The sequence below is a fragment of the Rhodanobacter terrae genome (genome assembly GCF_042657005.1).
Classification (GTDB): Bacteria; Pseudomonadota; Gammaproteobacteria; order Xanthomonadales; family Rhodanobacteraceae; genus Rhodanobacter; species Rhodanobacter terrae.
The window spans coordinates 66,281-88,280 of sequence record NZ_JBHSNG010000015.1 but is presented as its reverse complement, the minus strand read 5'-3'; the positions used below and the strand labels follow the sequence as shown (position 1 = coordinate 88,280).

At 67.0% G+C, this 22,000-nt stretch carries 22 protein-coding genes; 13 read left to right on the top strand and 9 right to left on the bottom strand.

Translation table 11 applies throughout. The features are described from left to right. Nucleotides 1–14 precede the first annotated feature (14 nt). The 5 genes from ACFPPB_RS13950 to ACFPPB_RS13930 are packed head-to-tail and all read right to left on the bottom strand — an operon-like array spanning nt 15 to nt 3,570. A complete protein-coding gene (locus ACFPPB_RS13950) occupies nt 15–797 on the bottom strand; it encodes a LamB/YcsF family protein (protein WP_377328100.1) in 783 nt (260 codons plus the stop codon). After that, nucleotides 794–1,777, bottom strand: coding sequence for a 5-oxoprolinase subunit C family protein (locus tag ACFPPB_RS13945; RefSeq protein ID WP_377328098.1), 984 nt, complete (start codon nt 1,775–1,777; stop codon nt 794–796). The genes ACFPPB_RS13950 and ACFPPB_RS13945 overlap by 4 nt, the downstream gene beginning before the upstream one ends. Continuing rightward, nucleotides 1,774–2,472, bottom strand: a complete 699-nt coding sequence (pxpB, locus tag ACFPPB_RS13940; protein ID WP_377328096.1) for a 5-oxoprolinase subunit PxpB — start codon at nt 2,470–2,472, stop codon at nt 1,774–1,776. The genes ACFPPB_RS13945 and pxpB overlap by 4 nt, the downstream gene beginning before the upstream one ends. Before the next feature lie 7 nt (nt 2,473–2,479). Continuing rightward, nucleotides 2,480–2,905: an HIT domain-containing protein gene (locus ACFPPB_RS13935; RefSeq protein ID WP_377328094.1), complete on the bottom strand. Its 426-nt coding sequence runs from the start codon at nt 2,903–2,905 to the stop codon at nt 2,480–2,482. Next, a complete protein-coding gene (locus ACFPPB_RS13930; protein WP_377328092.1) occupies nt 2,902–3,570 on the bottom strand; it encodes a dienelactone hydrolase family protein in 669 nt (222 codons plus the stop codon). The genes ACFPPB_RS13935 and ACFPPB_RS13930 overlap by 4 nt, the downstream gene beginning before the upstream one ends. A 109-nt stretch (nt 3,571–3,679) precedes the next feature. Here ACFPPB_RS13930 and rimO point away from each other — a divergent pair, with 109 nt between their 5' ends. From rimO to phnD, 3 genes are all read left to right on the top strand, one after another. Beyond that, nucleotides 3,680–5,014 (top strand): 30S ribosomal protein S12 methylthiotransferase RimO, encoded by a 1,335-nt coding sequence (gene rimO / locus ACFPPB_RS13925; RefSeq protein ID WP_377328090.1) that lies wholly within the window; start codon nt 3,680–3,682, stop codon nt 5,012–5,014. Nucleotides 5,015–5,018: 4 nt separating this feature from the next. Continuing rightward, nucleotides 5,019–5,819, top strand: a complete 801-nt coding sequence (locus ACFPPB_RS13920) for a DUF3025 domain-containing protein (protein ID WP_377328088.1) — start codon at nt 5,019–5,021, stop codon at nt 5,817–5,819. A 136-nt stretch (nt 5,820–5,955) separates the two neighbouring features. Then, nucleotides 5,956–6,957 carry a phosphate/phosphite/phosphonate ABC transporter substrate-binding protein gene (phnD, locus tag ACFPPB_RS13915; protein ID WP_377328126.1) on the top strand — a complete coding sequence of 334 codons (1,002 nt, stop codon included), beginning with the start codon at nt 5,956–5,958 and terminating at the stop codon, nt 6,955–6,957. A 369-nt stretch (nt 6,958–7,326) separates the two neighbouring features. On the opposite strand, the gene greB is transcribed toward phnD, so the two are convergent. Both greB and ACFPPB_RS13905 read right to left on the bottom strand, forming a co-directional pair. Further along, nucleotides 7,327–7,827, bottom strand: a complete 501-nt coding sequence (greB, locus tag ACFPPB_RS13910; RefSeq protein WP_377328086.1) for a transcription elongation factor GreB — start codon at nt 7,825–7,827, stop codon at nt 7,327–7,329. After that, nucleotides 7,824–9,074, bottom strand: coding sequence for a tetratricopeptide repeat protein (locus ACFPPB_RS13905; protein ID WP_377328084.1), 1,251 nt, complete (start codon nt 9,072–9,074; stop codon nt 7,824–7,826). The genes greB and ACFPPB_RS13905 overlap by 4 nt, the downstream gene beginning before the upstream one ends. Before the next feature lie 210 nt (nt 9,075–9,284). Between ACFPPB_RS13905 and ACFPPB_RS13900 the strand changes: the two genes are divergently transcribed. After that, nucleotides 9,285–10,760: a transglycosylase SLT domain-containing protein gene (locus ACFPPB_RS13900; protein WP_377328082.1), complete on the top strand. Its 1,476-nt coding sequence runs from the start codon at nt 9,285–9,287 to the stop codon at nt 10,758–10,760. A gap of 23 nt (nt 10,761–10,783) precedes the next feature. Here the strand turns inward: ACFPPB_RS13900 and ACFPPB_RS13895 are convergent, their stop codons facing one another. Next, nucleotides 10,784–11,221, bottom strand: coding sequence for a hypothetical protein (locus ACFPPB_RS13895; RefSeq protein ID WP_377328080.1), 438 nt, complete (start codon nt 11,219–11,221; stop codon nt 10,784–10,786). Nucleotides 11,222–11,369: 148 nt separating this feature from the next. Beyond that, a complete protein-coding gene (asd, locus tag ACFPPB_RS13890; protein ID WP_377328078.1) occupies nt 11,370–12,209 on the bottom strand; it encodes an archaetidylserine decarboxylase in 840 nt (279 codons plus the stop codon). Between the two features lie 161 nt (nt 12,210–12,370). Here asd and prmB point away from each other — a divergent pair, with 161 nt between their 5' ends. The 9 genes from prmB (at nt 12,371) to ACFPPB_RS13845 (ending at nt 21,989) form a co-directional block, all read left to right on the top strand. Beyond that, complete coding sequence (gene prmB, locus ACFPPB_RS13885) at nt 12,371–13,297, top strand: 50S ribosomal protein L3 N(5)-glutamine methyltransferase (protein WP_377328076.1); 927 nt, start codon at nt 12,371–12,373, stop codon at nt 13,295–13,297. Nucleotides 13,298–13,389: 92 nt separating this feature from the next. Then, nucleotides 13,390–14,478 carry a chorismate synthase gene (aroC, locus tag ACFPPB_RS13880; protein WP_377328074.1) on the top strand — a complete coding sequence of 363 codons (1,089 nt, stop codon included), beginning with the start codon at nt 13,390–13,392 and terminating at the stop codon, nt 14,476–14,478. Between the two features lie 31 nt (nt 14,479–14,509). After that, nucleotides 14,510–15,526, top strand: coding sequence for a 2-hydroxyacid dehydrogenase (locus tag ACFPPB_RS13875; RefSeq protein ID WP_377328072.1), 1,017 nt, complete (start codon nt 14,510–14,512; stop codon nt 15,524–15,526). An 18-nt stretch (nt 15,527–15,544) separates the two neighbouring features. Next, a complete protein-coding gene (locus ACFPPB_RS13870) occupies nt 15,545–16,576 on the top strand; it encodes an aspartate-semialdehyde dehydrogenase (RefSeq protein ID WP_377328070.1) in 1,032 nt (343 codons plus the stop codon). 10 nt (nt 16,577–16,586) lie between these two features. Beyond that, nucleotides 16,587–16,874, top strand: a complete 288-nt coding sequence (locus ACFPPB_RS13865; protein ID WP_377328069.1) for a hypothetical protein — start codon at nt 16,587–16,589, stop codon at nt 16,872–16,874. Nucleotides 16,875–17,043: 169 nt separating this feature from the next. Continuing rightward, nucleotides 17,044–19,440 carry a motility hub landmark protein FimV gene (locus ACFPPB_RS13860; protein WP_377328067.1) on the top strand — a complete coding sequence of 799 codons (2,397 nt, stop codon included), beginning with the start codon at nt 17,044–17,046 and terminating at the stop codon, nt 19,438–19,440. A gap of 106 nt (nt 19,441–19,546) precedes the next feature. After that, nucleotides 19,547–20,329 carry a tRNA pseudouridine(38-40) synthase TruA gene (truA, locus tag ACFPPB_RS13855; RefSeq protein WP_377328065.1) on the top strand — a complete coding sequence of 261 codons (783 nt, stop codon included), beginning with the start codon at nt 19,547–19,549 and terminating at the stop codon, nt 20,327–20,329. Next, a complete protein-coding gene (locus tag ACFPPB_RS13850; protein WP_377328063.1) occupies nt 20,326–20,958 on the top strand; it encodes a phosphoribosylanthranilate isomerase in 633 nt (210 codons plus the stop codon). The genes truA and ACFPPB_RS13850 overlap by 4 nt, the downstream gene beginning before the upstream one ends. Continuing rightward, nucleotides 20,955–21,989 (top strand): cupin-like domain-containing protein, encoded by a 1,035-nt coding sequence (locus ACFPPB_RS13845; RefSeq protein WP_377328061.1) that lies wholly within the window; start codon nt 20,955–20,957, stop codon nt 21,987–21,989. Before ACFPPB_RS13850 ends, ACFPPB_RS13845 begins: the two co-directional genes overlap by 4 nt. Nucleotides 21,990–22,000 lie beyond the last annotated feature (11 nt).

Below are 22,000 nucleotides of genomic sequence, written 5' to 3'. Positions count from 1 at the left end.
GCGTGGCAAAGGGATCATGCCGCGTCCGGCGCGGCGATCCGCAAACCAGCGGCTTCGAGCGCCTTGTGCAGCTTGCGGGCCAACTGCAGGGCATGGGCGCCGTCGCCGTGCAGGCACAGCGTGTCCGCACGCAGCGGCACGCGCTGGCCGTCCGCCGTGTGCACCACGCCGTCACGGGCGATGCCGAGCGCCTGCGCCAGCGCCTGATCCATGTCCTCGATCACCGCATCGGCTTCGCGGCGCGGCTGCAACGAGCCATCGGCGCGATAGCGGCGATCGACGAATGCCTCGGCGGCGACCGCCAGGCCGAGCGTCTTGCCCGCCTCGATCAGGGCCGAGCCGGCGAGGCCGAACAGGCGCAGTCGCGGATCGAAGTCGTGCACGGCACGGGCGATCGCATCGGCCAGCGCCGCATCGCGCGCGGCCATGTTGTACAGCGCGCCATGCGGCTTGACGTGGGTCAGCCGAGTGCCGGCAGCGCGGGTGAACGCGTGCAGCGCACCGATCTGGTACAGCGTCAGCGCGTGGGCTTCGTCGGGGGTGACGCTCATTTCGCGGCGGCCGAAACCCTGCAGGTCCGGCAGCGAAACGTGCGCGCCGATCGCCACGCCGTGCGCCATCGCCTGGGCCACCGTGTGGCGCATGATCTCCGGATCGCCGGCGTGGAAGCCGCAGGCGATGTTGGCCGAGCTGAGCTGCGCCAGCAGCGCGTCGTCGTCGCCCATGCGCCAGGTGCCGAACGATTCGCCGAGGTCGCCGTTGAGGTCGATGCGGTTCATGGTGATTGTTTTGGTCAAGCATGTTCCAGTCGTTGCGAGATGGTGCCGAGCAGGCGTGCCAGCCGCTGTCGGTGTGCGGCCAGTCGCGCCAACGCTTCGTCCATGCAGGTTTCATGAAAGCATACGGCATCGCCCGGACGCAGTTGCGCCAGCCGCGGCAGATCCACCGCGGCGATCTGACCGATCCGCGGGTAGCCGCCGGTCACCGGCGCCTCGGCCAGCAGGGCGATCGGCCGGCCGGCCGGCGGCAGTTGCAGTGTGCCGGGCAGCACCGCCTCGGAAATCAGCTCCAGCGGCGCACGCAACTTCAGCGTATGGCCGTCCAGACGGCTGGCGGTGCGGTTGCTTTCCTTGCTCAGGACGAACCTGCCGCCAAGCAGCAGTCGCTGCGAGGCTGGATCCAGCTGCGGCCAGTGGCTGCCGTGCAGCAGGGCCAGCGGACGCCGGGCGAAGTCGAACCATGGCTGCGGGTCGAGGCTCCAGCCCAGTGCGTGCACCTCGTTGCCGACCGGCGAACCGGGCAAGGGCGCAGCGGCGGCGACCGGCAGCACGTCGCCGGCGCGCAATGCCCGGCCGTGGGCGTAGCCGATGCGCGCATGCAGGTCGCTGCTGCGGCTGCCGAGCAGGGTCGGCACGTCGAAGCCGCCACGTATGGCGAGATAGCTGCGACAGCCGCCGGCCATGCTGCCGAGCTGCAGCACGCTGCCTGCGGGCAGGTGGCAGGTAGTCCACATCGGCACAGTGCGCTCGCCGGCATGGGCGGCGATTTGCGCGCCGGTCAGGGCGATCAGCGCGGCGGACTCGAAGCGCAGGCTGGGCCCGACCAGGGTGCACTCGATCGCTGCCTCGCCGCGGGTATTGCCGACCAGTGCGTTGGCCAGCTGCCACGCGGGAGCATCCATCGCTCCGGTACGCCCCACGCCCAGCGCGGCATGGCCGGGGCGCCCGGCATCCTGCAGGCTGCTGAGTACGCCCGGCTTGATGACGGTGACGTTCATGCCGGCCTGGTCGCCGCCAGGTCGCGGAACCGGACTTCGTCGATCGCCTGAAAGCGCACGCGATCGCCCGAGGCGAGCAGCGACGGCGTATTCGCCGCGATGTCGAACAGGCGCAGCGGTGTGCGTCCGATCAGCTGCCAGCCACCCGGCAATGCATCCGGATAGATGCCTGTCTGGCTGCCGCCGATCGCCACGCTGCCGGCCGGCACGCCTTGGCGCGGATCGGCGCGGCGCGGCACCGCCAGTTGCGGATCCAGTCCGAGCAGGTAGGGAAACCCGGGCGCGAACCCGAGCATCGCCACACGGTAGTGGGCGGCGGTGTGGCGGGCGATCACGATTTCCGCATCGAGCCGGCAGAGCGCGGCAACCTCGGCCAGATCCGGCCCGTACTCGCCGCCGTAGCAAACCGGGATCACCAGCTCACGCGGCGCGGCGATGACCGGATCAGATTTTTCCAGGGCCGCGCAGGCGGCCGCCTGCACCTGTCGGTGCGGATCGCCGCCGGGCCAGTGCTGCGGGTCAAAGCGCAGCAGCACGCTGGCATACGCGGGTACGCATTCCAGTTGCGGCAGGCGTTGACGCAGGCAGGCGGTTGCGGCCTGCACTCGCGCATTGAGTTCGGTATCGATGCGGTCGCCGAAACGCAGCAGCAGCGCATCTTCGGCCAGCGCTTCGAACTGGATGGCCGCCGACATCGCGGCCTTACCCGGCGGCGCGGTCAAGAGCCGACCGCAGCGCATCCAGCCGTGCGGCCAGGCTGGCTTCGGCGTACGGCTGCGCGGATCCGCAACCCCACACCGGGCCGGGCCAGGCCGGGTCGCCCTCGCGGCGCGCAACCACGTGAACGTGCAGCTGGCGCACGATATTGCCGAGCGCACCGAGGTTGAGCTTGTCGTACGGGGCGACCGCGCGCAGTGCCACCGAGGCGCGATTCACTTCCTGCCACAGCAGCGATTGTCCGTCGGCGGCCAGGTCGGTGACTTCCACCAGCCCGGCGTGGCGCGGCACCAGTATCAGCCAGGGAAAGCGCGCGTCGTTCATCAGTCGCACATCGCACAGGGCGAGTGACGCGACCGGTCGCGTGTCCGCATCCAGCCGCGCGTCGAGGACGAAGTCGGGCCTGCTCATGCGCCAGCCAGATATCGGTCGAAGAACGCCAGCGTTCGCTGCATGGCCAAACGGGCACTGGCTTCGTCATATTGCGCACCGACGTCGCGGTTGAAGGCGTGATCGGCCGGGTAGGTGAAAGTCTCCATCTGCGGCAGCGCCTCGCGATGCGCGGCCACCATTTCCGGCGTGATGCTCTTGTCCTTCTCCCCGAAATGGAACATCACCGGCGCCCTCGGTGCCTCATGCAGGAAGGGCAGGTTGCGTGCGCCGTAATAGCTCACCGAGGGCAGGCCCAGCCGCAGCGCGGACAACAGCGCCACCGTGCCGCCCCAGCAGTAGCCGACCGTGCCGATCTTTCCCGCGGACGCGATCGCCTCGGCCGCACTGGCGACATCTTCCAGCGCACGATCCAGCCCCAGTTCGTTGACCAGTTGCTTGCCCCTGGCATAGCCGCCGCTGTCGTAATCCAGCTCCACGCCGGTTTCCAGGTGGTCGAAGAACGCCGGTGCGATCGCGGTGTAGCCGTGCTCGGCGAAGCGATCGGCGACGCTGCGCATGTGCGCGTTGACGCCGAATATCTCCTGGATCACCACGATGCCGCCTTTCGGCTTGCCGTCGGGTTGGGCCAGATACGCGCCGATGCACTGGGTGCGGGTGGTGGGTAGGTTGATCTGCTGGCCCATGATGGATTTCCGGCTGGTTATCGGGAGCCGAGCTTAGCGGCCCGGCGGGTTGGCCGGCGCTGACGTATAATCGCCTGTTTCCCGCACGTTTTCACGGTAAACCAAGCCCATGTCACAGGCCGCACACAAGATCGGTTTCGTCAGCCTCGGCTGTCCCAAGGCGCTGGTCGATTCCGAGCGCATCCTGACCCAGCTGAAGGTCGAGGGCTACCAGATCGTGCCCAGCTACGGCGAGGCGGATGCGGTGGTGGTGAACACATGCGGCTTCATCGATGCGGCCGTGCAGGAATCGCTGGATTCGATCGGCACCGCCCTGCACGAGAACGGCAAGGTCATCGTCACCGGCTGCCTGGGCAAGCGCGAGGGGCTGATCCGCGAGGCGTATCCGGACGTGCTGTCGATCAGCGGGCCGCAGGACTACGCCAGCGTGATGAATGCGGTGCACACGGCGCTGCCGCCGCAGCGCAACCGTTTTCTCGACATCGTGCCCGACACGGGGGTGAAGCTCACCCCGAAGCACTATGCGTATCTGAAGATTTCCGAAGGCTGCAACCACCGCTGCAGCTTCTGCATCATCCCGTCGATGCGCGGCAACCTGGTCTCGCGGCCGGTCGACGAGGTGTTGCTGGAAGCCGAGCGCCTGGTCAAGGGCGGCGTCAAGGAACTGCTGGTGATTTCGCAGGACACCAGTGCCTACGGCGTCGATCTGAAGTACGCCGAGCGCGAGTGGCGCGGCAAGCCGTATCGCACGCGCATGACGGAACTGTGCGAAGGCCTGTCCGAGTTGGGCGTGTGGACGCGGCTGCACTACGTCTACCCGTACCCGCACGTGGACGAGGTGATGCCGCTGATGGCCCAGACCCATAACGGCATGCCCAAGCTGTTGCCGTACCTGGACATCCCGTTCCAGCACGCCAGCCCGCGCATCCTCAAGCTGATGAAGCGGCCCGGCAATATCGACAAGACGCTGGAGCGCATCCAGAACTGGCGCGGGCTCGTGCCGGATCTGACCATCCGCAGCACCTTCATCGTGGGTTTTCCCGGCGAGACCGATGCCGAGTTCGAGGAGTTGCTGGATTTCCTGCGCGAGGCCAAGCTCGATCGCGTCGGCGCGTTCGCCTATTCGGCGGTCGACGGCGCCAGAGCGAACGAGCTGCCCGGTCCGGTTCCGGAGGAATTGAAAGAGGATCGCCTCGAACAGTTCATGGCGGTGCAGGCGGAAATTTCCGCCGCCAGACTGCAGCGCAAGATCGGCCGCACCATCACGGTACTGGTCGATGAGGCCGGTGCCGACGGTGCAGTCGCGCGATCGGCGGCCGATGCGCCGGAGATCGACGGCACGGTGTTGATCGCCGACGGCCAGAAACTGAAGCCTGGTCAATTCGTCGACGTCGTGGTCGAGGGTGCCGGCGAACACGATCTGCACGCGCGCCTCGCCGGCTGATCGCATGCGCTACCACGCGCCGTCGCGCGAGGCCGTCGATCCTGCGGTATTCGATCGGATGCCGCTGACGGCGTGGCGCGAATATGCAGAGCTGCTCGACGGGGCCGAATGGCCGTCCATCGAGATAATCAACCGTCACCTGGCCGAGAGCGCGGCGCATCGCTTCGTGGCGCAGACGCCGGACCTGCTGGCCGATGGTCTGCATTACGAACAACGCATCGCCGAGCGCGGCGGGATCGCCACCCGTGAAGGCAACTGGCACGACTTGCTCAATGCGCTGGTGTGGCTGCGCTACCCCGCGTTGAAGCAGTTGCTGAATCGGCGCCAGATGGCCGAGATCGCGCGCATGGGACCGAAGCTGCGTTCGCGCGCCCAATATGCGATGACCCACTTCGACGAGGGCGGCGTCATCGTCGAAATGCATGATCCGGCGCTGCTGGCGCTGTGGGATGCCCACGACTGGCACGGCCTGTTCTGGCGCCACAGGCAGGCGTGGCTGGATGGTTCGATCCGGCTGGAGCTGTTCGGGCATGCGCTGCTGGAGCACGCGTTGAGCCCCGACAAGTTGCTGGTGGGCAAGGCGCTGGTCTTCGCGCCGGCCGGCGATGCCGGGCCGGCGTCCGCCCGTTGCGTCGAGGCGATGGCGTCGGGCCGCTTGCTGCATGACCCGCTGGAACTGCGGCCTTTGCCGCTGTCGGGTATTCCGGGCTGGCATGCGGACAACGCGGACGAGGCATTTCACCGCAATACCGTCTGCTACCAGCCGCGCCGCGCCGGTCGCGAATATCCGCCCGTTTTCCCGTAGCCGGCCCGACCTCCTGAGTTACAGCTTGCTCAGATCCGTGTTCGCGGCTATATAGACAGGACGGGGCTGGTCGGGGGCGGGCGCATTGAATATCGCGAGATCTCTGGGGTACTCCAGGTTCGGCGGCGGTTTCCCGGTGCGCATCGCGGCGGGACTGCTGACGCTGGGTTCGCTCTTGTGCGCAAGCCATGCCACGGCAACGGATGTGAATACCGCGCCCGCATCGCCGATCCGCTTCGGCATCCTGCCGATCGGCAGTGCCGCCGAGTCGCTGGAACAGTGGCGACCGCTGCTCGACGATCTGCGCAAATGGCTCGATCGTCCGGTGACGACGGTGTCGGTGGGCAGCTATGCCGGTCTTTCCGACGCGATCGGTGCGCAGCAAGTGGACATCGCGTTTCTCTCCGGCAGGCTGGCGGTCGAGGCGGTGACGCGGCAGCACATGCGGGTATTCGCCCAGTTCGTGCGCAGCGACGGCGCCAAGGGCAATGTCGCGATGCTGGTGGTGCGCGCGGACAGCCGCGTCCACAATCTCGACGATCTGCTGGCCACGCCCGGACGCTGGCGTTACGCCCGCAGCGAGCACCTGTCGGTGACCGGCTACACGGTGCCGGAGGCTTACGTGTTCGCGCCGAACGGCCTCAACTCCGACACATTCTTTGCCAGCGTGCGGGTGGGTGACCACCAGAGCAACCTGCTCGCCGTGGTCAATCGCGAGGTCGATGTGGCCAGCAGCAACAACCCCGACATGGATCTGTTCCGGCGCCATTTCCCGCACGAAGCCGCCCAGCTCAGGGTGATCTGGCGTTCGTCCCTGATTCCGTCCGGCGTGCTGGTATTGCGCGACGGGCTGCCCGAATCGCTGCGCCGGCAGTTGACCAGTTTTCTAGTCGCCTATGGCAAGGGCGGCGGCGAAACCGGCGCGCACGAGCGTGCCAATCTGGCGCGCATCCCCGACCTCGGCGGCTTCGCGTCCGAGGACAACCACGTGCTGCAGCCGTTCGTCGACATGCAGTACACGCTGTTGCGGCAACAGGCCGAGCACGGCCAGTGGGTCAGCCCGCAGGCGCGGCAGGCGAAGCTGGCGCAGATCGAAAAAGATTATCGGCGCGCGTCGCAGCCGCTGGTGTCGCACTAAGGAACGCCTGAACAAGCTTCTGCTCGTCGCCGAGATGCCCGTTTGCCCACAAAATAAGCCACGGACGAGGGCACTTTTCTCCAGACTGCAGTGGGCTTCGCTCCTGAGGATGGTCTGAATAAGTCCGAATTTTCCAGTGCTTGTTGCCGCATCTTGCGTGAGATGGTCCGGCGCAACGGCGTTCGTTCTCGAAGCGCTGAGGACGCCCCGATCTTGCTCGTCATCCGGGAATCGCGAACCGATATCCAGGGCCCAGTGCCTTTTGTGCTTCACCGCGTTACGCGACAGACCCTGAGTTCCCCGCTTGACCGGCCCCGCGGCTGTTAAAAGCTGCGGGAATGACGTAAACAGAGGTGTAGCAGGCCATCCCTAGTCGTAATCCACTGCCAGCACCGCAAACTCCGCAGGGCCGCCCGGTAGTTCGGCGAGAAACTCGTCGTCGACGCGTCTCTTCATGATGGCGCGGGCCAGCGGTGAATCGATGCTGATCCAGCCGAGCCTGGCATCGGTCTCGTCCGGACCGACGATGCGGTAGCGGAGGATCTGGCCGGTGTCGGTGTTCTCCAGTTCGATCCGCGCGCCGAAGAAGACCATGCCGCGATCGCTTGGAGCGCCTTCGGCCACCTTCAGCGAGGGAATTCGCTTGCTCAGGTAGCGGGCGCGGCGATCGATCTCGCCCAGCTGTTTCTTGCGATAGATGTATTCGGCGTTTTCCGAACGGTCGCCCTCGGCTGCCGCGGCCGCCAGCGCCTTCACCACTTCCGGGCGCAGGACGTGCCACAGGTGGTCGAGCTCGGCCTTGAGCCGCTCGAAACCCTCGCGGGTGATGATCGCGGTCGAACCCGGCGAAGGCGGGCGCCAGCGGCTCATGCAGTGCCGGCCAGCTGGCGCCGTTGCGCATCGATCTCGGCACGCAACGGATGCTCGGGCCATGCCGCCGCGAGCCGATCCAGCAGTGCGGTCGCTTCGGCGTGCTGGTCGGCGTGCTCGGCGAGCTGGCGAGCGGCCAGCAAGCCGTAATGCGGCGCCTGCGTATCGCGCGGCCAGTGCGCGAGAAATCCGTTGCACAGGTGCAGCGCGATCCGCTTCATGCCCAGCCGCCCGGCCAGGTCGGCCAGTTCGCCACAGGTCCGCGGATCGTCCGGGACGAAGGCGGCATCGATGCCGCAACATTCCTGCAGCAGGCCCAGCGCCCGACGCGATTCGCCTTGCGCCATCAGGGCGGCGATCCAGATCTGACCGTGTACCAGCAGCCCGTTGCGCAGGTTCTGCTGCTGCAGCAACCGGCGGTAAGCCAGGTGCAGCGACGCCGGCGCGACCCGATCCTGCATCCGGGCGACCAGCCGTGCGGTGGCGGCGGCCGGATCGTCATGGGCGAGCGTGTCGACCTCGGCCAGCAGGATCTCGTCGGCGTCCTGTCCGCTGGCCCTGGCCAGCTTCGGGGCTTCGGGCTCCAGTCCGAAACGCTCGTGGCGCTGGTGGATCAGCACGCCCATCAAATGGAACGCGAGCACGATGAGGTAGGTATAAGCGAAGGCAAACAGCGGCAACGCCAGCAGCCGCGGCAGCAGCGCGGCGCCGATCGAAGCAAGCACGACCAGCACCCCGAGCAGCAGGTTGATCGCCACCGGTATCAGGTAGGCCGCGCCGAAGCTGCCGATGACGCGGCCCCAGTTCGACGGGTTGATCGCCAGCGCCAGGTTGCCGTCGAACGCCAGCGACATGTCGATCGCCGGCAGCACCAGGGCGGACAGGATCAACACCGGCAACAGCAGGCGCGGAAAGAACACGATGGCAATCACGCAGACCGCGACGATCAGCAGATGAATCGCAGTCAGTCCCCAGCCGCTGGACTCATTGCCATCACTGCCGACATCGGGCGGATCGGCATAGCCGTTCGCGGTATGCAGCAGGCAGTCGGCGGCGTACCGCCAGGTCGCGGCCCACACCAGTGCGCTGGCCAGCACACCGATATACGACGGCAACAAGCCTACATAGTGCAGCAGCGCCATGACCACGCAGGTGGGCAGCGCCGCACCACGCAGCGGATAACCGAAGCCCGCCTGCAGGCGTTCTGCGAACGGAGTGTCGTGAGCAATGGTTTCGATGCGCGGCATGTTATCGCGCGCTCAACGCTTGCCGTTGGGGGTGAGACGGACGCTGCTGCTGTCGTTGCGGCCGATCAGGATGTCCGTCATGGGAGTTGCGTCCACAGGTGGTCGCACGATTGTAGCCAACCCGGTGAAGCTGTCGCGTGGCCGCGTGGCTGCGTTGAGTCGGAACGCCGCGCCAGCTATGGTGGGTGTTTTTCGCAGGTGAAGTTTCCGATGCCGTCCTGTTTCGTCTCCATGCGCCTGGCCGCACTCGCCGTGGTGTTCGGCCTGCTAGGGGCCTGCGCCAGTACCGGTGGCGGCAAGCCGTCGGTCGAGGTCAATGCGCTGTACGGTCAGCTCGATCAGGCCAGCAAGGGTTACGAGACCGCATTGCAGCAGTCGCGCGAAGGCAACCTGGAAGCTTCGCAGCTGACGCTGACGCAGTCGCTCGACCGCTTGAAGGAGGCGTCGGCGCATTGCGGCAATACGCCCGGCTGCGATCCGCAGCGGTTCTTCTCGGTGTTCGACCACCTGTTGCGGCTGAAGGACGGCGATTTCAGCGGAAACCAGGATCTGGACAGCGACGTCGCCCCGTCGCAGGCGGCGTTGGCGGCCGGCAAGAGCGGCGTGGCCAGCCTGCCCCAGGCGCAGCGCAGCGTGACCTTGCTGCATGGACAGAGGCTGTCCGAACTGATCGCGATGAACGGGCCGGTGAAGGCTGCACTGGAAATGTGGCTGACCCAGTGGCGCCCGCAATTGATGGATGCCTGGGTCAACTACCAGTACCTGCGCTACCAGATGTGGCCGCAATACCAAAAGGCGGACCTGCCCGAAGCGTTGCTGTTCGGCATCATGGCGAAGGAGTCCGGCGGCAAGGTGCACGCCGTCTCGCGTTCCGGCGCCGCCGGGCCGCTGCAGTTCATGTACGTCACCGGTCTGCGCTTTGGCCTGGGCAGCGACAATGGTTTCGACATGCGCTTCGACCCGGCGGCGTCGGCGCGGGCGAATGCCGAATACATCAACGAGCAGTTGCGGATCTTCAACAACAACCTCGAGCTCACCATCGGCGCCTACAACGGCGGCGAGGGGCGCATGCGGCGCGCGGTCGGCGACGACACCTCGATGAGCTTCTACGACCCGCGCCTCTACGACCAGCTGTCGCAGGAAACCCGCGACTACGTCCCGGCCGTGCTTGCCGCGGCATGGCTGTTCCAGCATCCGGACAGTTACAACCTGCGCTTCCCGAGGATAGACGGCGCGCCCGGCACGATCATCCTGAAACGGCCGGCGTCGCTGTCCGAATTGACGGTGTGCCTGGGTTCGGCCGGCGGCATGAACGACGGCTGGTTCCGCACCTTGCGCAACCTCAATCCCCGGCTGGACCCGCAGGTGACCCAGCCGGCGGGTACCTCACTGCAGCTGCCCAAGCCCCTCGAGCAGGCGTACGCGGCACGCTGCGTCGATGGCCCCTGGCCGATTCTTGCCGCCGACCTGCATCATGCCGTGGTACCCACCGTGGTGCCTGATCCGGCACCCAGTGCGCCGGCAGTGCGGGGAACCCTCCATTACAGGGTTCGCCGGGGCGACACGCTGATCAGTATCGTACGCGACCTGCATTGCTCGAGCGTGCAGGAAGTGACTGAGATGAACGCACTCAAGAACCATCATCTCGCTATCGGAAAGACGCTGAAGTTGCCGGTCTGTCGCTGAATCGAGCGCGCGATCGCCTGGCGTCAGGCGAGCGCGCTTTCCTGCAGCCATGAGTCGACGGGCTTGCCGCTGCCGTGGACTTCCTTCAATTCGCGCAACAGCTGCATCAGCTGCCGATGCTGAGGCTGCAGGCTGCGGTGCGGCGAGTTCTTGGTCTCGTGGTAGGCCACCGCGAGCCACAGCGCGATGCCGCGCAATGCCACCTCGACGTTGGCCGAGCAGGCTCGCTCGTAACCGGCATCGGTACCCTGGCCCCAGGGCAGATAGCGCGCCTCCGGCGCCGTGCCATACAGGTGCGGAAAGTCGCTGCGCGAAGCCTGGCCGATTTCGCGCAGGGTAAGCGCGCTCAACCGTTCGCGGTTGCGCTTGGGCAACGCCCGGACGCTGCGCTCGATATCGCGGAATTGGCGGCCAAGCTGGCGCGCACGCATCAACACGAAGAACGGAGTGAGTATCTGCATGGGATCCCCTCGACGCTGGAATACGGCCGCACCGGGAAGTGCGGCGAAGAGGCGAGCGTAGCGAAAGGTTCCCTGTAAATGCGCCTAGGACGTCACAAAATGACGCGTGACGTCAGTTGTCCAGCCGACGGGAGTGCGTCGTGTGGTGTCAGCGGCGACCGAGCCGTTGTCCCACCCGCACGGCCTGCTGCGGCTGCAACGCATCCAGCGTGGCGGTGCCTGCGGGCAGCAGCACGATCACGGTGGAACCCATGTTGAAGCGCGCCATCTCGGCGAAGCGCTCCAGCGCGATGTGCTGGCCGGCAAACGACTTGCGCCGGATCGACGAGGCATACGGCGGGATCACCAGCCCATCCCACACCGTGGCTACCGAGGAAACCAGGATCGCGCCCACCATCACCACCACGAACGGACCGTGCTCGCCCTCGAAGTGGCAGACCAGCCGTTCGTTGCGTGCGAACAGGCGCGGGATCGCCGCCACCGCGAACGGCGCCACGCTGAAGATGCGGCCGGGCACATGCACGGTTTCCTTCAACGTGCCTTTCAGCGGCATGTGCACACGGTGGTAGTCGCGCGGCGACAGATAGACGGTGACAAAGCGGCCGTTGCGGTACGGTGCGGCAGCCGCCTCATCGCCACCAAGCAATTCGGCGGCGGTGTACTCCTGGCCCTTGGCCTGGAAGATGCGGCCATCGACGATCGCGCCGGACTGGCTGATGCGGCCATCGGCGGGCGAGAGCAGGGCGGCCGGATCGCCATCGGCATGACGCGCGTCGGGGCGCAGCTTGCGCGTGAAGAACGCATTGAAGTGCTGGTAGGCCAGCGCATCGGGCTGCGCAGCCTCGGCCATGTTCACCTGGTAATTGCGCACGATGGTGCCGATCAGCCAGTTCTTCCACGGTGCGAAGGTCCAGCGGGTGGCCCAGTAGACCACGCGCGACAAGGCGCGGTGCGGCAGGATGTACTGCAGGAATACGTTGAAAGTCATCCGCCCAGTATACGGGGCAGGAGTGAGTGGAGAGGGATGAAGCGCATGCACAGCCGCTTTCTCTCGTTTCCCACTTCTCTTCACTCACTTCCTTCACAGCCCGATCCTCAGCCATTCGACGCCAGCTATACTTGTCGGCCTTTTCCGCTCCGGGCGCCGCCGTGACCGCCGAACTCGCCTCCATCATCGACTTCATCCGCTACGGCGCCAGTCGCTTCTCAGCCGCCGGGCTCACCTTCGGTCACAGTCACGACAACCCGATCGACGAGGCGACCCACCTGGTGCTGGCCAGCCTGCATCTGCCGCCGGACATTCCGCCGGCGTACGGCGCGGGCAAGCTCACCGCGGCCGAGCGCGAGAACGTGCTGGCGCTGATCGAGCGTCGGGTCGGCGAGCGCCTGCCGGTGGCTTATCTCGTGGGCGAAACCTGGTTCGCCGGGCTGAAGTTCAAGAGCGATCGCCGCGCGCTGGTGCCGCGTTCGCCGATCGCCGAGCTGATCGAGTCGGGCTTCGCGCCGTGGCTGGACGAGCGTCATGTCGAGCGCGCGCTGGACCTGTGCACCGGTTCGGGCTGCATCGGCATCGCGATGGCCGAGTACAACCCGGAATGGCAGGTCGATATCGCCGACATCAGCGAAGAGGCGTTGTCGCTGGCGCGCGAGAACATCGTGTTCCAGCACGTCGAGGGCCGGGTCGAGGCGATCCAGTCCGACTTGTTCGCCGGGGTGAAAGATCGCCGCTACGACCTGATCGTCTCCAACCCGCCGTATGTCACCGAGGACGAGTACACTGCGTTGCCCGGCGAATACGCACACGAACCCAAGCTGGGCCTCACCTCCGGTGTCGATGGCCTGGACTTGTGCCTGCGCATGCTGGACGAGGCAGCCGCCCACCTCACCGATGACGGCCTGCTGATCGTCGAGGTGGGCGAGAGCGAGCATGCGCTGGCCGCATTGCTGCCGCAGGTGCCCTTCATATGGATCGAGTTCAAGGTCGGCCAGATGGGCATATTCGCGCTGGAGCGGCGCGATCTGGTCGAACATGCGGCGGTGATCCATGCGGTGGCTGCGGCACGCCGCGCCGCCTGACGGAATCTGGCCGGTGGAATGGGAGCGGCCCGCTGACTGACAAGGCGCCGTCGCGCTAAGCTGTAGCGGTTTCCTTCGGACGTCCAAACCTCGTGTCCAGCAATTCCTTCGGCAAACTCTTCACCGTCACCACCTTCGGCGAAAGCCATGGACCGGCGATCGGCTGCGTGATCGACGGGTGCCCGCCGGGGTTGCCGATCAGTCGCGAGGAGTTCAAGGGCGACCTCGAACGTCGCGCTACCGGCCGCAGCCGCTATACCTCGCAGCGGCACGAAGCCGACGACGTGGAGATGCTCTCTGGCGTCTACGAGGGCAGGACCACCGGCACGCCGATCGCGTTGCTGATCCGCAACACCGATCAGCGCAGCAAGGATTACGGCGACATCGTGCAGACCTTCCGGCCCGGTCATGCCGACTACACCTATTGGCAGAAATACGGTATCCGCGATCCGCGCGGCGGCGGACGTTCGTCGGCGCGCGAGACCACCATGCGCGTGGCGGCCGCGGTGATCGCCAAGAAATGGCTGGCCGAACGCTACGGCGTACGGGTGCGCGGCTACCTGGCGCAGATCGGCGAGATCACGCCGGATGCGTTCGACTGGGAAGCGGTCGAGCAGAACCCGTTCTTCTGGCCGGATACCGCGCAGGTACCCGCGCTGGAAAGCTATATCAATACGCTGCGCAAGTCCGGCGATTCGGTGGGCGCGCGCGTCAACGTGGTCGCCGATGGCGTGCCGCCGGGCTGGGGCGAGCCGATCTACGGCAAGCTGGACGGCGATCTGGCCAGCGCGCTGATGTCGATCAACGCAGTCAAGGGCGTGGAGATCGGCGATGGTTTCGCCGCGGTCACCCAGCACGGCAGCGAGCACCGCGACGAGATGAGCATGGACGGCTTCGCCTCCAATCATGCGGGCGGCATTCTCGGCGGCATCAGCAGCGGTCAGCCGGTGACGGCCTCGATCGTGCTCAAGCCCACCTCGAGCATCCTGATTCCCGGCCACAGCGTGAACCTGGCCGGCGAGCCGGCCGACGTGGTGACCAAGGGACGCCACGATCCCTGCGTCGGCATCCGCGCCACCCCGATCGCGGAGGCGATGATGGCGCTGGTGCTGATCGATCACGCGTTGCGTCACCGTGCGCAGTGCGGCGATGTGGGCGCGGTGGCGCCGCGCATCCCGTGACCGGTCGACCATGGCAACCGGAGATGCGCCGATGACCGGCAAGCCGCGCGTGTGGGTTTCCCGTCCTACTTTTCCGGACATCGTTGCCCGGCTGGAGCCGCACTTCGAGGTGACCGCCGAACCGGACGAGCGCAAATTCAGCCCGACCGAGCTGGCAGCCAGGCTGAGCGGGCAGGACGCGGTGATCGTGGGCCTGAAGGACCATGTCGGCGCGGCGGAAGTGGCCGATGCGACGCGGCTGCGCATCGTCGCCAACCTCGCCGTCGGCTACGACAATCTCGACCTGGACGCGCTGAGCGCGGCCGGCATCGCCGTCTCCAACACCGCCGACGTGCTCAACGAGAGCGTGGCCGACTATGCCTGGGCGATGATGCTGGGCGTCGCGCGACGGATGAACGCCGCCGAGCGCTGGCTGCGCGCCGGACACTGGCATGCCACCGAATTCAAGGGCTGGCTGGGCATGGACGTGCGCGGCCGCACGCTGGGCATCCTCGGCATGGGCCGCATCGGCCAGGCGATCGCACGGCGCGCCGGCGGCTTCGGCATGGCGGTGCTGTATCACAACCGTTCGCCGCTGCCGGAGGCGGAGGAGCGCGCCTGCAACGCGCGCTACGTCGACAAGCAGCAACTGCTGCGCGAGTCCGATTTCCTGATGCTGGTGCTGCCGCTGACGGCGCAGACCCGCCACGCGATCGGCGCGCCCGAGCTGGCGCAGATGAAGCCGACCGCGGTGCTGGTGAACGTGGCCCGCGGCGGCATCGTGGATGACGCCGCGCTGGCGGCGGCCTTGCGCGAGCAGCGGTTGGCGGCCGCTGCGCTGGACGTGTTCGAGGGCGAGCCGGCGGTGCATCCGGGCCTGCTCGAACTGGACAACGTGCTGCTCAGCCCGCATATCGCCAGCGCCAGCCACGAAACGCGCCGCGCGATGACCGCGCTGGCGGTCGACAATGTGCTGGCCTTGTTCGGCCATGGCCCGCATGCAGGGCGCCCCCCCAACATCCTCAACCCCCACGTGCTGGCCTCGGCCGGCCCGGCCATCCACCCCTGAACCGAAGAGTCCCATTGCATGAGTCAGAAGAGCAGTTACAAAGTCGCCATGGTCGGCGCCACCGGTGCGGTCGGCGAGACCTTGCTGGCGATCCTCGCCGAGCGCGATTTCCCGGTCAGCGAGCTGGTGCCGCTGGCCAGCGAGCGTTCGGCCGGCGGCAAGGTCTCGTTCGGCGGACAGGAGATCACCGTCCAACTGCTCGACACCTATGATTTCGCGGGCGTCGACATCGCGTTCTTCTCGGCCGGCGGTTCGGTCAGCCGCGAGCACGCGCCGCGGGCGGCGGCGGCCGGTGCGGTGGTGATCGACAACACCTCGGAATTCCGCTACCAGGACGATATCCCGCTGGTGATCAGCGAGGTCAATCCGCATGCGATCGCGCAGTACACCAACCACGGCATCATCGCCAACCCGAACTGCTCGACCATGCAGATGCTGGTGGCGCTGGCGCCGATCCATCGTGCGGTGCAGATCGAGCGGATCAACGTGGCCACCTACCAGTCGGTGTCCGGCGCCGGCCGCACCGGCATGGAGGAGCTCGGCAAGCAGACCGCGGCGCTGCTGAACTTCCAAAGCGTGGAGCCGGGCAAGAAATTCCCTGCCCAGATCGCGTTCAATGTGATTCCGCAGATCGACGACTTCCAGCCGAACGGCTACACCAAGGAAGAGATGAAGCTGGTATGGGAGACCCGCAAAATCCTGGAGGACGAGTCGATCCAGGTGAACCCGACCGCGGTACGCGTGCCGGTGTTCTATGGTCATTCCGAGGCCGTGCACATCGAGACCAGCGACAAGATCACCGCCGAACAGGCCCGCGAACTGCTGCGGCAGGCGCCGGGCGTGGTGCTGGTGGACGAGCGCAAGCCGGGCGGATACCCGACCCCGGTGGGCGAGGCGGCCGGCAACAATGCGGTGTACGTCGGCCGCATCCGCGAGGACATCTCGCATGAGCGCGGCCTGGACCTGTGGATCGTTTCGGACAATATCCGCAAGGGCGCGGCGCTGAACGCCGTGCAGATCGCCGAGCTGCTGATCGAGGACTATCTCTAAGATGCGTTGCATGCCATTCGTGGGCGCCGTAGGCCTGGTGCTGGCGTCGACAGCCTGGGCCAACGGCAGTCAGCCCGGGCCCTTGCAGACCGGACAATCGGCGACATCGCTGTCTCAGGCCAGGCAGCGACTGGTCAGGAACCAGGCCGAAGTGAAGCGGCTGGAGCAGGATGTCGCCAGGCAGGAATCGGACAGCAAGCGTGCCAGTGAACGCCTGCAACAGCAGGATCAGGCGATTGCCGAGCTGCAGAGACAGTTGCAGGAACTGCGGGCCAGGCCGGCGGCCAGCCAGCATTAAATCGTGCCACTGGGGTGAGAACACACCGCAGCAATACTCTGCAAGTATTCGCCGCAGCTATTGTTGATTGCGCCGCATGTAACTAAAGTGGCACCTCGTTTGCCGCAGTAGCCGCCACCGCGGCGACACCACATAAGAGTCGCGCCAGAGATCGTTCGGGGGAACACGCATGAATCGTTCGTTGAAATTGTCGATGCTGGTGGCACTGGCCTTGGGTACCAGCCAGGTCGTGGCACTGGACCTTGGCCAGATCCAGGTCAAGTCGGCGCTGGGGCAGCCCCTGCTGGCTGAAATCCCGCTGCATCCCGGCAGCCCGGCGGAACTGCAGAATCTCAGCGTCCAGCTGGCTTCGAGCGAGGAATTTGCGCGGGCCGGCATCGTCGGGGGCCGCACCGCGATCCCGCTGCATTTCAGCGTGGCCAACGGCGCCGGCGGCAAAGTCATCCGGATCACCAGCAGCCAGGCGGTCGACGACCCCTATCTCGACCTGTTGCTGGAAGTGAACAGCAACGCCGGCAAGAGCGTGCGTGAATTCGCCATACTGCTCGATCCGGCCAGTGCGCCGGCAGCGGCTCCGGCTGCTGTCGCGGCCGCACCGGCGCATGCGCCGGCACCCAGCCGGCCGGTGCATGGCAATCCGGCACCGGCTCCCGTCGCCGCGGCCCCCGCCAGGGCCGCCCCGACGCCTGTGGCCGCGGCCCCACGAGCCCCAAGGACCGCACCGGCTGCCACCGGCAATGGCCAGTACGGCCCGGTCGAGCATGGTCAGACCTTGTCGTCGATCGCCCGCAGCACCGCGCCGGCGGGGGTCGACGCGCAGCAAATGATGCTGGCGCTGAAGCAGGCCAATCCCGATGCGTTCTACCGCGACAACATCAATGCGCTGAAGAGTGGCGCGGTACTGCGTGTGCCGACGTCTTCCGAGGCGCAGGCGATGACTATCGCGGCGGCCATGGCCGAAGTGCGCCGTCAGAACAGCGACTGGCGCGCCGGCACGCCGGGCAAGCCTGCGGTCGTCGCCGACACGGCGACCCGCGCGTCCGCCTCCAGCGCGCCCAGCAACACGTCCGGCGGCACGGGTGACCGTCTTGCGCTGGTCCCGGCGAAGCAGGGCAGCGGTGCCGGAACCCAGGGCGGCGCTGCCGGCGGCAAGGGCGACAAGGCAGCTGCCAGCCTTCGCCAGGATCTCCTGCGCAGTCAGGAAAGCCTGGCCAGCCTGCAGCAGCAGAGCTCCGATCTGAAGAGCCGCCTGAAAGAGCTGGCCGACATCAACAACAAGAACGAGCATCTGCTGTCGCTGAAGGACAACGAGATCGCCGAGCTGCAAGCCAAGCTGGCGGCAGCGCACAAGTCCGCCGGTGTGCCGGCAGCCGCAGCGGCGCCCGCAGCTAGCGTGGCGAAGGCCGCTGTAGCGACGGCGTTGCCGGGGCACCTGGAAACCGCCACGGCCAGCACGGCGGCCGGTGCAAGTTCGGCACCGGTTTCCGCCGGTTCGACTGCGGCGACCACCGCGCCCATGGTGGCGTCCAGTTCGACGGCGAGTACCCCGGCGGCGAGCCGCTCCGCGCCGGCTATGGCAGCGGCGAAGCCGGCGGTCAAGCCCGTGGCGAAGCCGGCCGCCCCCGTGTCGGTGGTCGAGCAGCCGTGGTACATGCAGACCTGGGCACGGGCTGCCGGCGTCGGTGCGATCGTGCTGTTGATCCTGCTGGCCATGCTCGGTCGTCGCAAACCGGCAGGTGCCGCATCGTCGACATCCCCGTCGTCGCTGGCCGATCGCTTCAGCTCGGCACCGTCGGCCAATGCGGATCTGGTCGGCAGCGACGACGTCGATCAGGAAGAACTGCTCGACCAGCTGGCCGAGCATCCGGACGACATCTATCTGCATCTGGAGCTGGTGACCTTGTACTACTCGCGGCGCGACGTCGAGCATTTCGAGGCCGCGGCCGAGGCCATGCATGCTCATATCACCGATCCGCAACAGGACGAGTGGCAGGACGTGGTGCACATGGGCGAGGACCTGGTGCCGGGTCACCCGCTGTTCGACCATCACCCCGAAGTGCCGGTGCACGAGGATGAGGCCCGTCGCGAATTCGACATCGACGACTATGCGGATAAGAGCGCCGCGTCCGCGACCGTACCGTCCATGCCGCCATTGCCGCCGGGTGGGCCGAAGAAGGTCAGCGAGTACAACTTCAACTTCGATCTGACCAAGGCCGCTGCCGCCGAATCGTCCGCGGATCGCAAGTCGGCCCCGGACGACGCCACGGTGGTGGCGCCGGTGACGGCCGGCACCCACGCTTCCAGCGATCATCCGGCGGCCAGCGCTGCCGAACCGGCTTCGGACTGGCATTTCGACGATGCGGGCAGCGCGCATCACGCCGGCGACGCCGGCCATGATCTGGGCGAGTTCAACGATGATCCGATCGATACCAAGCTCGATCTGGCGCGCGCCTATCTGGACATGGGCGACGCCGATGGCGCACGCGCCATGCTGGGCGAAGTGATGAAGGAAGGCAGCCAGATGCAGCGGGATGTCGCCAAGCGTCTGCTCGACGACCTGCGCTGAACCTGTAGGCGCGGTCCACGTGATGCAATCGGGCCGGCTCTGCCGGCCCGATTGCATGGCGGCCTGCTAATCTTCGGTGTCTCTCGGCAAGTCCTTGCACAACTCCATGCGTATCGCCCTAGGCATCGAATACGACGGCACCGATTTCTCCGGCTGGCAGCGGCTGAAGACGGATGCCAGCGTGCAGGGCGCGCTCGAACAGGCGCTGTCGAAGGTCGCCGCGCACCCGGTCGAAGTCAGTTGTGCGGGGCGCACCGACGCCGGTGTGCATGGCCGTTGCCAGGTGGTGCATTTCGACACCGGGGCGCGGCGCGACATGCGCGGCTGGATGCTCGGCGCCTGTTCCAATCTGCCGGCCAGCGTGGCGGTGCTGTGGGCGCAGCCGGTGCTGGAAAGCTTTCACGCGCGCTACGCCGCGCGCAGTCGCCGCTACCGTTATCACATCCTCAATCGGCCTGTGCGCGCGGCGCTGGACGCGCGCTACGTCACCTGGGAACGCCTGCCGCTGGATGCCGGGCGGATGCATGTCGCCGCGCAGGCGCTGCTGGGCGAGCACGACTTCAGCGCGTTCCGCGCGCTGTCCTGCCAGGCGACGCATCCGCGGCGCTCGGTGCTGGCGGTGAGTGTGCGGCGCGAAGACGAGGAGGTTTTCGTCGACATCGAGGCGAATGCGTTTCTGCATCACATGGTGCGCAATATCGTCGGCTCCCTGCTGATGATCGGCCGCGACGAACGGCCGGTCGAATGGATGGCCGAACTGCTGGCTGGCTGCGATCGCCAGGCGGCAGGCCCGACGGCCGCGGCCTCCGGCCTGACCTTCATCGGTCCGCGCTACGAGCGCCACTGGGGACTTCCGGCAGAAGTCTGCCTGATGGGGGCCGCCCAATGACCCGCATCAAGTGCTGCGGCATGACCCGGATCGAGGATGCGCTGCTGGCCGCGCGCCTCGGTGCCGATGCAATCGGGCTGGTGTTCACCGCGCGCAGCAAACGGCGGACGACGCCGGCACGGGCGCGCGAGATCGTCGCGGCGCTGCCGCCGTTCGTCGCTACCGTCGCGCTGTTCATGGATGACGAGGCCGATCGGGTGCGGCAGGTGATCGATGAGGTGGAACCCACGCTGCTGCAATTCCATGGCAGCGAAACCGACGGCTGGTGCATGCAGTTCGGCCGCCCGTTCCTGAAAGCGATCGCGATGGGCGAGGGCGCTGCCGCATTGGAGCGGTTGCGCGAGTACCCGCGAGCCGCCGCCCTGTTGCTGGATGGTCATGGCTTCGGCGAAGCAGGCGGCAGCGGCAAGGCCTTCGACTGGTCGCTGACGCCGCACGATCTCGTGCAGCCGCTGATGCTCGCCGGCGGACTGCATGCGGGCAACGTGGACGCGGCGATCCGCGCCGCGCGGCCGTGGGCGGTGGACGTGGCCGGTGGCGTGGAGTCCGCACCAGGCATCAAGGATCCCGCCAAATTGGCCGCCTTCATTGCAGCGGTGCGTGCCGCGGACAGGGTGGGGGAGCCATGAGCGAACTTTCCGGCGCGATTCTGCCGCCCGCCGCCATCGAGCAATACCACGTCGATGGGGATCACCCGCCCAGTCTCGATGACATCGTGGGCCGAGACCACCCGCTGGTGATTCGCGGTCTGGTTCGCGACTGGCCGATCGTGAAACTGGCGCTGCAGTCGGACACCGCCTTCGCGGAGAGGCTGGCGGCACTGGACGGCGGCACCGATGTAAACACCTTGATGATCGCGCCGGAGGCCGAGGGCGTCGTCGGCTATACGCCGGACATGAGCGGTTTCAACTATCGGCATTTCAAGGTGCCGGTCACTCTCGGTCTGCAGCGACTGGCGAAGTACAGCCGGCGCGAGCGCGCGCCCGGGGTGGTGATCCAGAGCGCGCTGATCCGCGATTGCCTGCCCGGGTTTCTTGCCGACCATGCGCTGTCCTTCCTCGACCCCGGCGTGGAACCGCGACTGTGGCTCGGCAACCGGGTCACGACGCCCACCCATTTCGATTCGCAGCACAACATCGCCTGCGTGGTGTGTGGCACGCGCCGCTTCACGCTGTTCCCGCCGGAGCAGCTGCCCAATCTCTACGTCGGCCCGTTGGACTTTGCGCCTACCGGCGCGGCGATCAGCATGGCCCGGCTCGATCGGCCGGATGACCCGCGCTACCCGCGCCTGAAACTGGCGCTGGCCGCGGCGCAGGTGGCCGAACTGCATCCAGGCGATGCGATCTACATGCCGCCGTTGTGGTGGCATAACGTCGAGTCGCTGCGGCCGCTCAACGCGCTGGTGAATTATTGGTGGAACCCGGTGAAGGTCGAGGGCTACCACACCGGCCACGCGCGGGCCGCGCTGTATCACTGTCTCCTCGCTTTCCGCGCGTTACCTCCGGCCGAGCGGGCCGGTTGGCGGAACCTGCTGGATCATTTCGTGTTCGGCGGGGAGGACGTCGTCGCACACATCCCCGAGCATCGCCGCGGCGTGCTCGGCCCGCTTACACCCGAGTGCGTGGAAGAGTTGAAGCAGGGGGCGCGACAGTACCTTTGAAGCTGCTGGCT

Excerpts from the sequence above, each read along its gene's own strand:
- ACFPPB_RS13850 (WP_377328063.1), top strand. The coding sequence starts at position 20,326 with ATGACCCGCATCAAGTGCTGCGGCATGACCCGGATCGAGGATGCGCTG.
- ACFPPB_RS13895 (WP_377328080.1), bottom strand. The coding sequence starts at position 11,221 with ATGCAGATACTCACTCCGTTCTTCGTGTTGATGCGTGCGCGCCAGCTT.
- ACFPPB_RS13935 (WP_377328094.1), bottom strand. The coding sequence starts at position 2,905 with ATGAGCAGGCCCGACTTCGTCCTCGACGCGCGGCTGGATGCGGACACG.
- ACFPPB_RS13930 (WP_377328092.1), bottom strand. The coding sequence starts at position 3,570 with ATGGGCCAGCAGATCAACCTACCCACCACCCGCACCCAGTGCATCGGC.
- ACFPPB_RS13860 (WP_377328067.1), top strand. The coding sequence starts at position 17,044 with ATGAATCGTTCGTTGAAATTGTCGATGCTGGTGGCACTGGCCTTGGGT.
- ACFPPB_RS13945 (WP_377328098.1), bottom strand. The coding sequence starts at position 1,777 with ATGAACGTCACCGTCATCAAGCCGGGCGTACTCAGCAGCCTGCAGGAT.
- greB (WP_377328086.1), bottom strand. The coding sequence starts at position 7,827 with ATGAGCCGCTGGCGCCCGCCTTCGCCGGGTTCGACCGCGATCATCACC.
- ACFPPB_RS13900 (WP_377328082.1), top strand. The coding sequence starts at position 9,285 with ATGCCGTCCTGTTTCGTCTCCATGCGCCTGGCCGCACTCGCCGTGGTG.
- ACFPPB_RS13875 (WP_377328072.1), top strand. The coding sequence starts at position 14,510 with ATGACCGGCAAGCCGCGCGTGTGGGTTTCCCGTCCTACTTTTCCGGAC.
- ACFPPB_RS13920 (WP_377328088.1), top strand. The coding sequence starts at position 5,019 with ATGCGCTACCACGCGCCGTCGCGCGAGGCCGTCGATCCTGCGGTATTC.
- ACFPPB_RS13865 (WP_377328069.1), top strand. The coding sequence starts at position 16,587 with ATGCCATTCGTGGGCGCCGTAGGCCTGGTGCTGGCGTCGACAGCCTGG.
- ACFPPB_RS13905 (WP_377328084.1), bottom strand. The coding sequence starts at position 9,074 with ATGCCGCGCATCGAAACCATTGCTCACGACACTCCGTTCGCAGAACGC.
- ACFPPB_RS13845 (WP_377328061.1), top strand. The coding sequence starts at position 20,955 with ATGAGCGAACTTTCCGGCGCGATTCTGCCGCCCGCCGCCATCGAGCAA.
- truA (WP_377328065.1), top strand. The coding sequence starts at position 19,547 with ATGCGTATCGCCCTAGGCATCGAATACGACGGCACCGATTTCTCCGGC.
- asd (WP_377328078.1), bottom strand. The coding sequence starts at position 12,209 with ATGACTTTCAACGTATTCCTGCAGTACATCCTGCCGCACCGCGCCTTG.
- ACFPPB_RS13870 (WP_377328070.1), top strand. The coding sequence starts at position 15,545 with ATGAGTCAGAAGAGCAGTTACAAAGTCGCCATGGTCGGCGCCACCGGT.
- pxpB (WP_377328096.1), bottom strand. The coding sequence starts at position 2,472 with ATGTCGGCGGCCATCCAGTTCGAAGCGCTGGCCGAAGATGCGCTGCTG.
- rimO (WP_377328090.1), top strand. The coding sequence starts at position 3,680 with ATGTCACAGGCCGCACACAAGATCGGTTTCGTCAGCCTCGGCTGTCCC.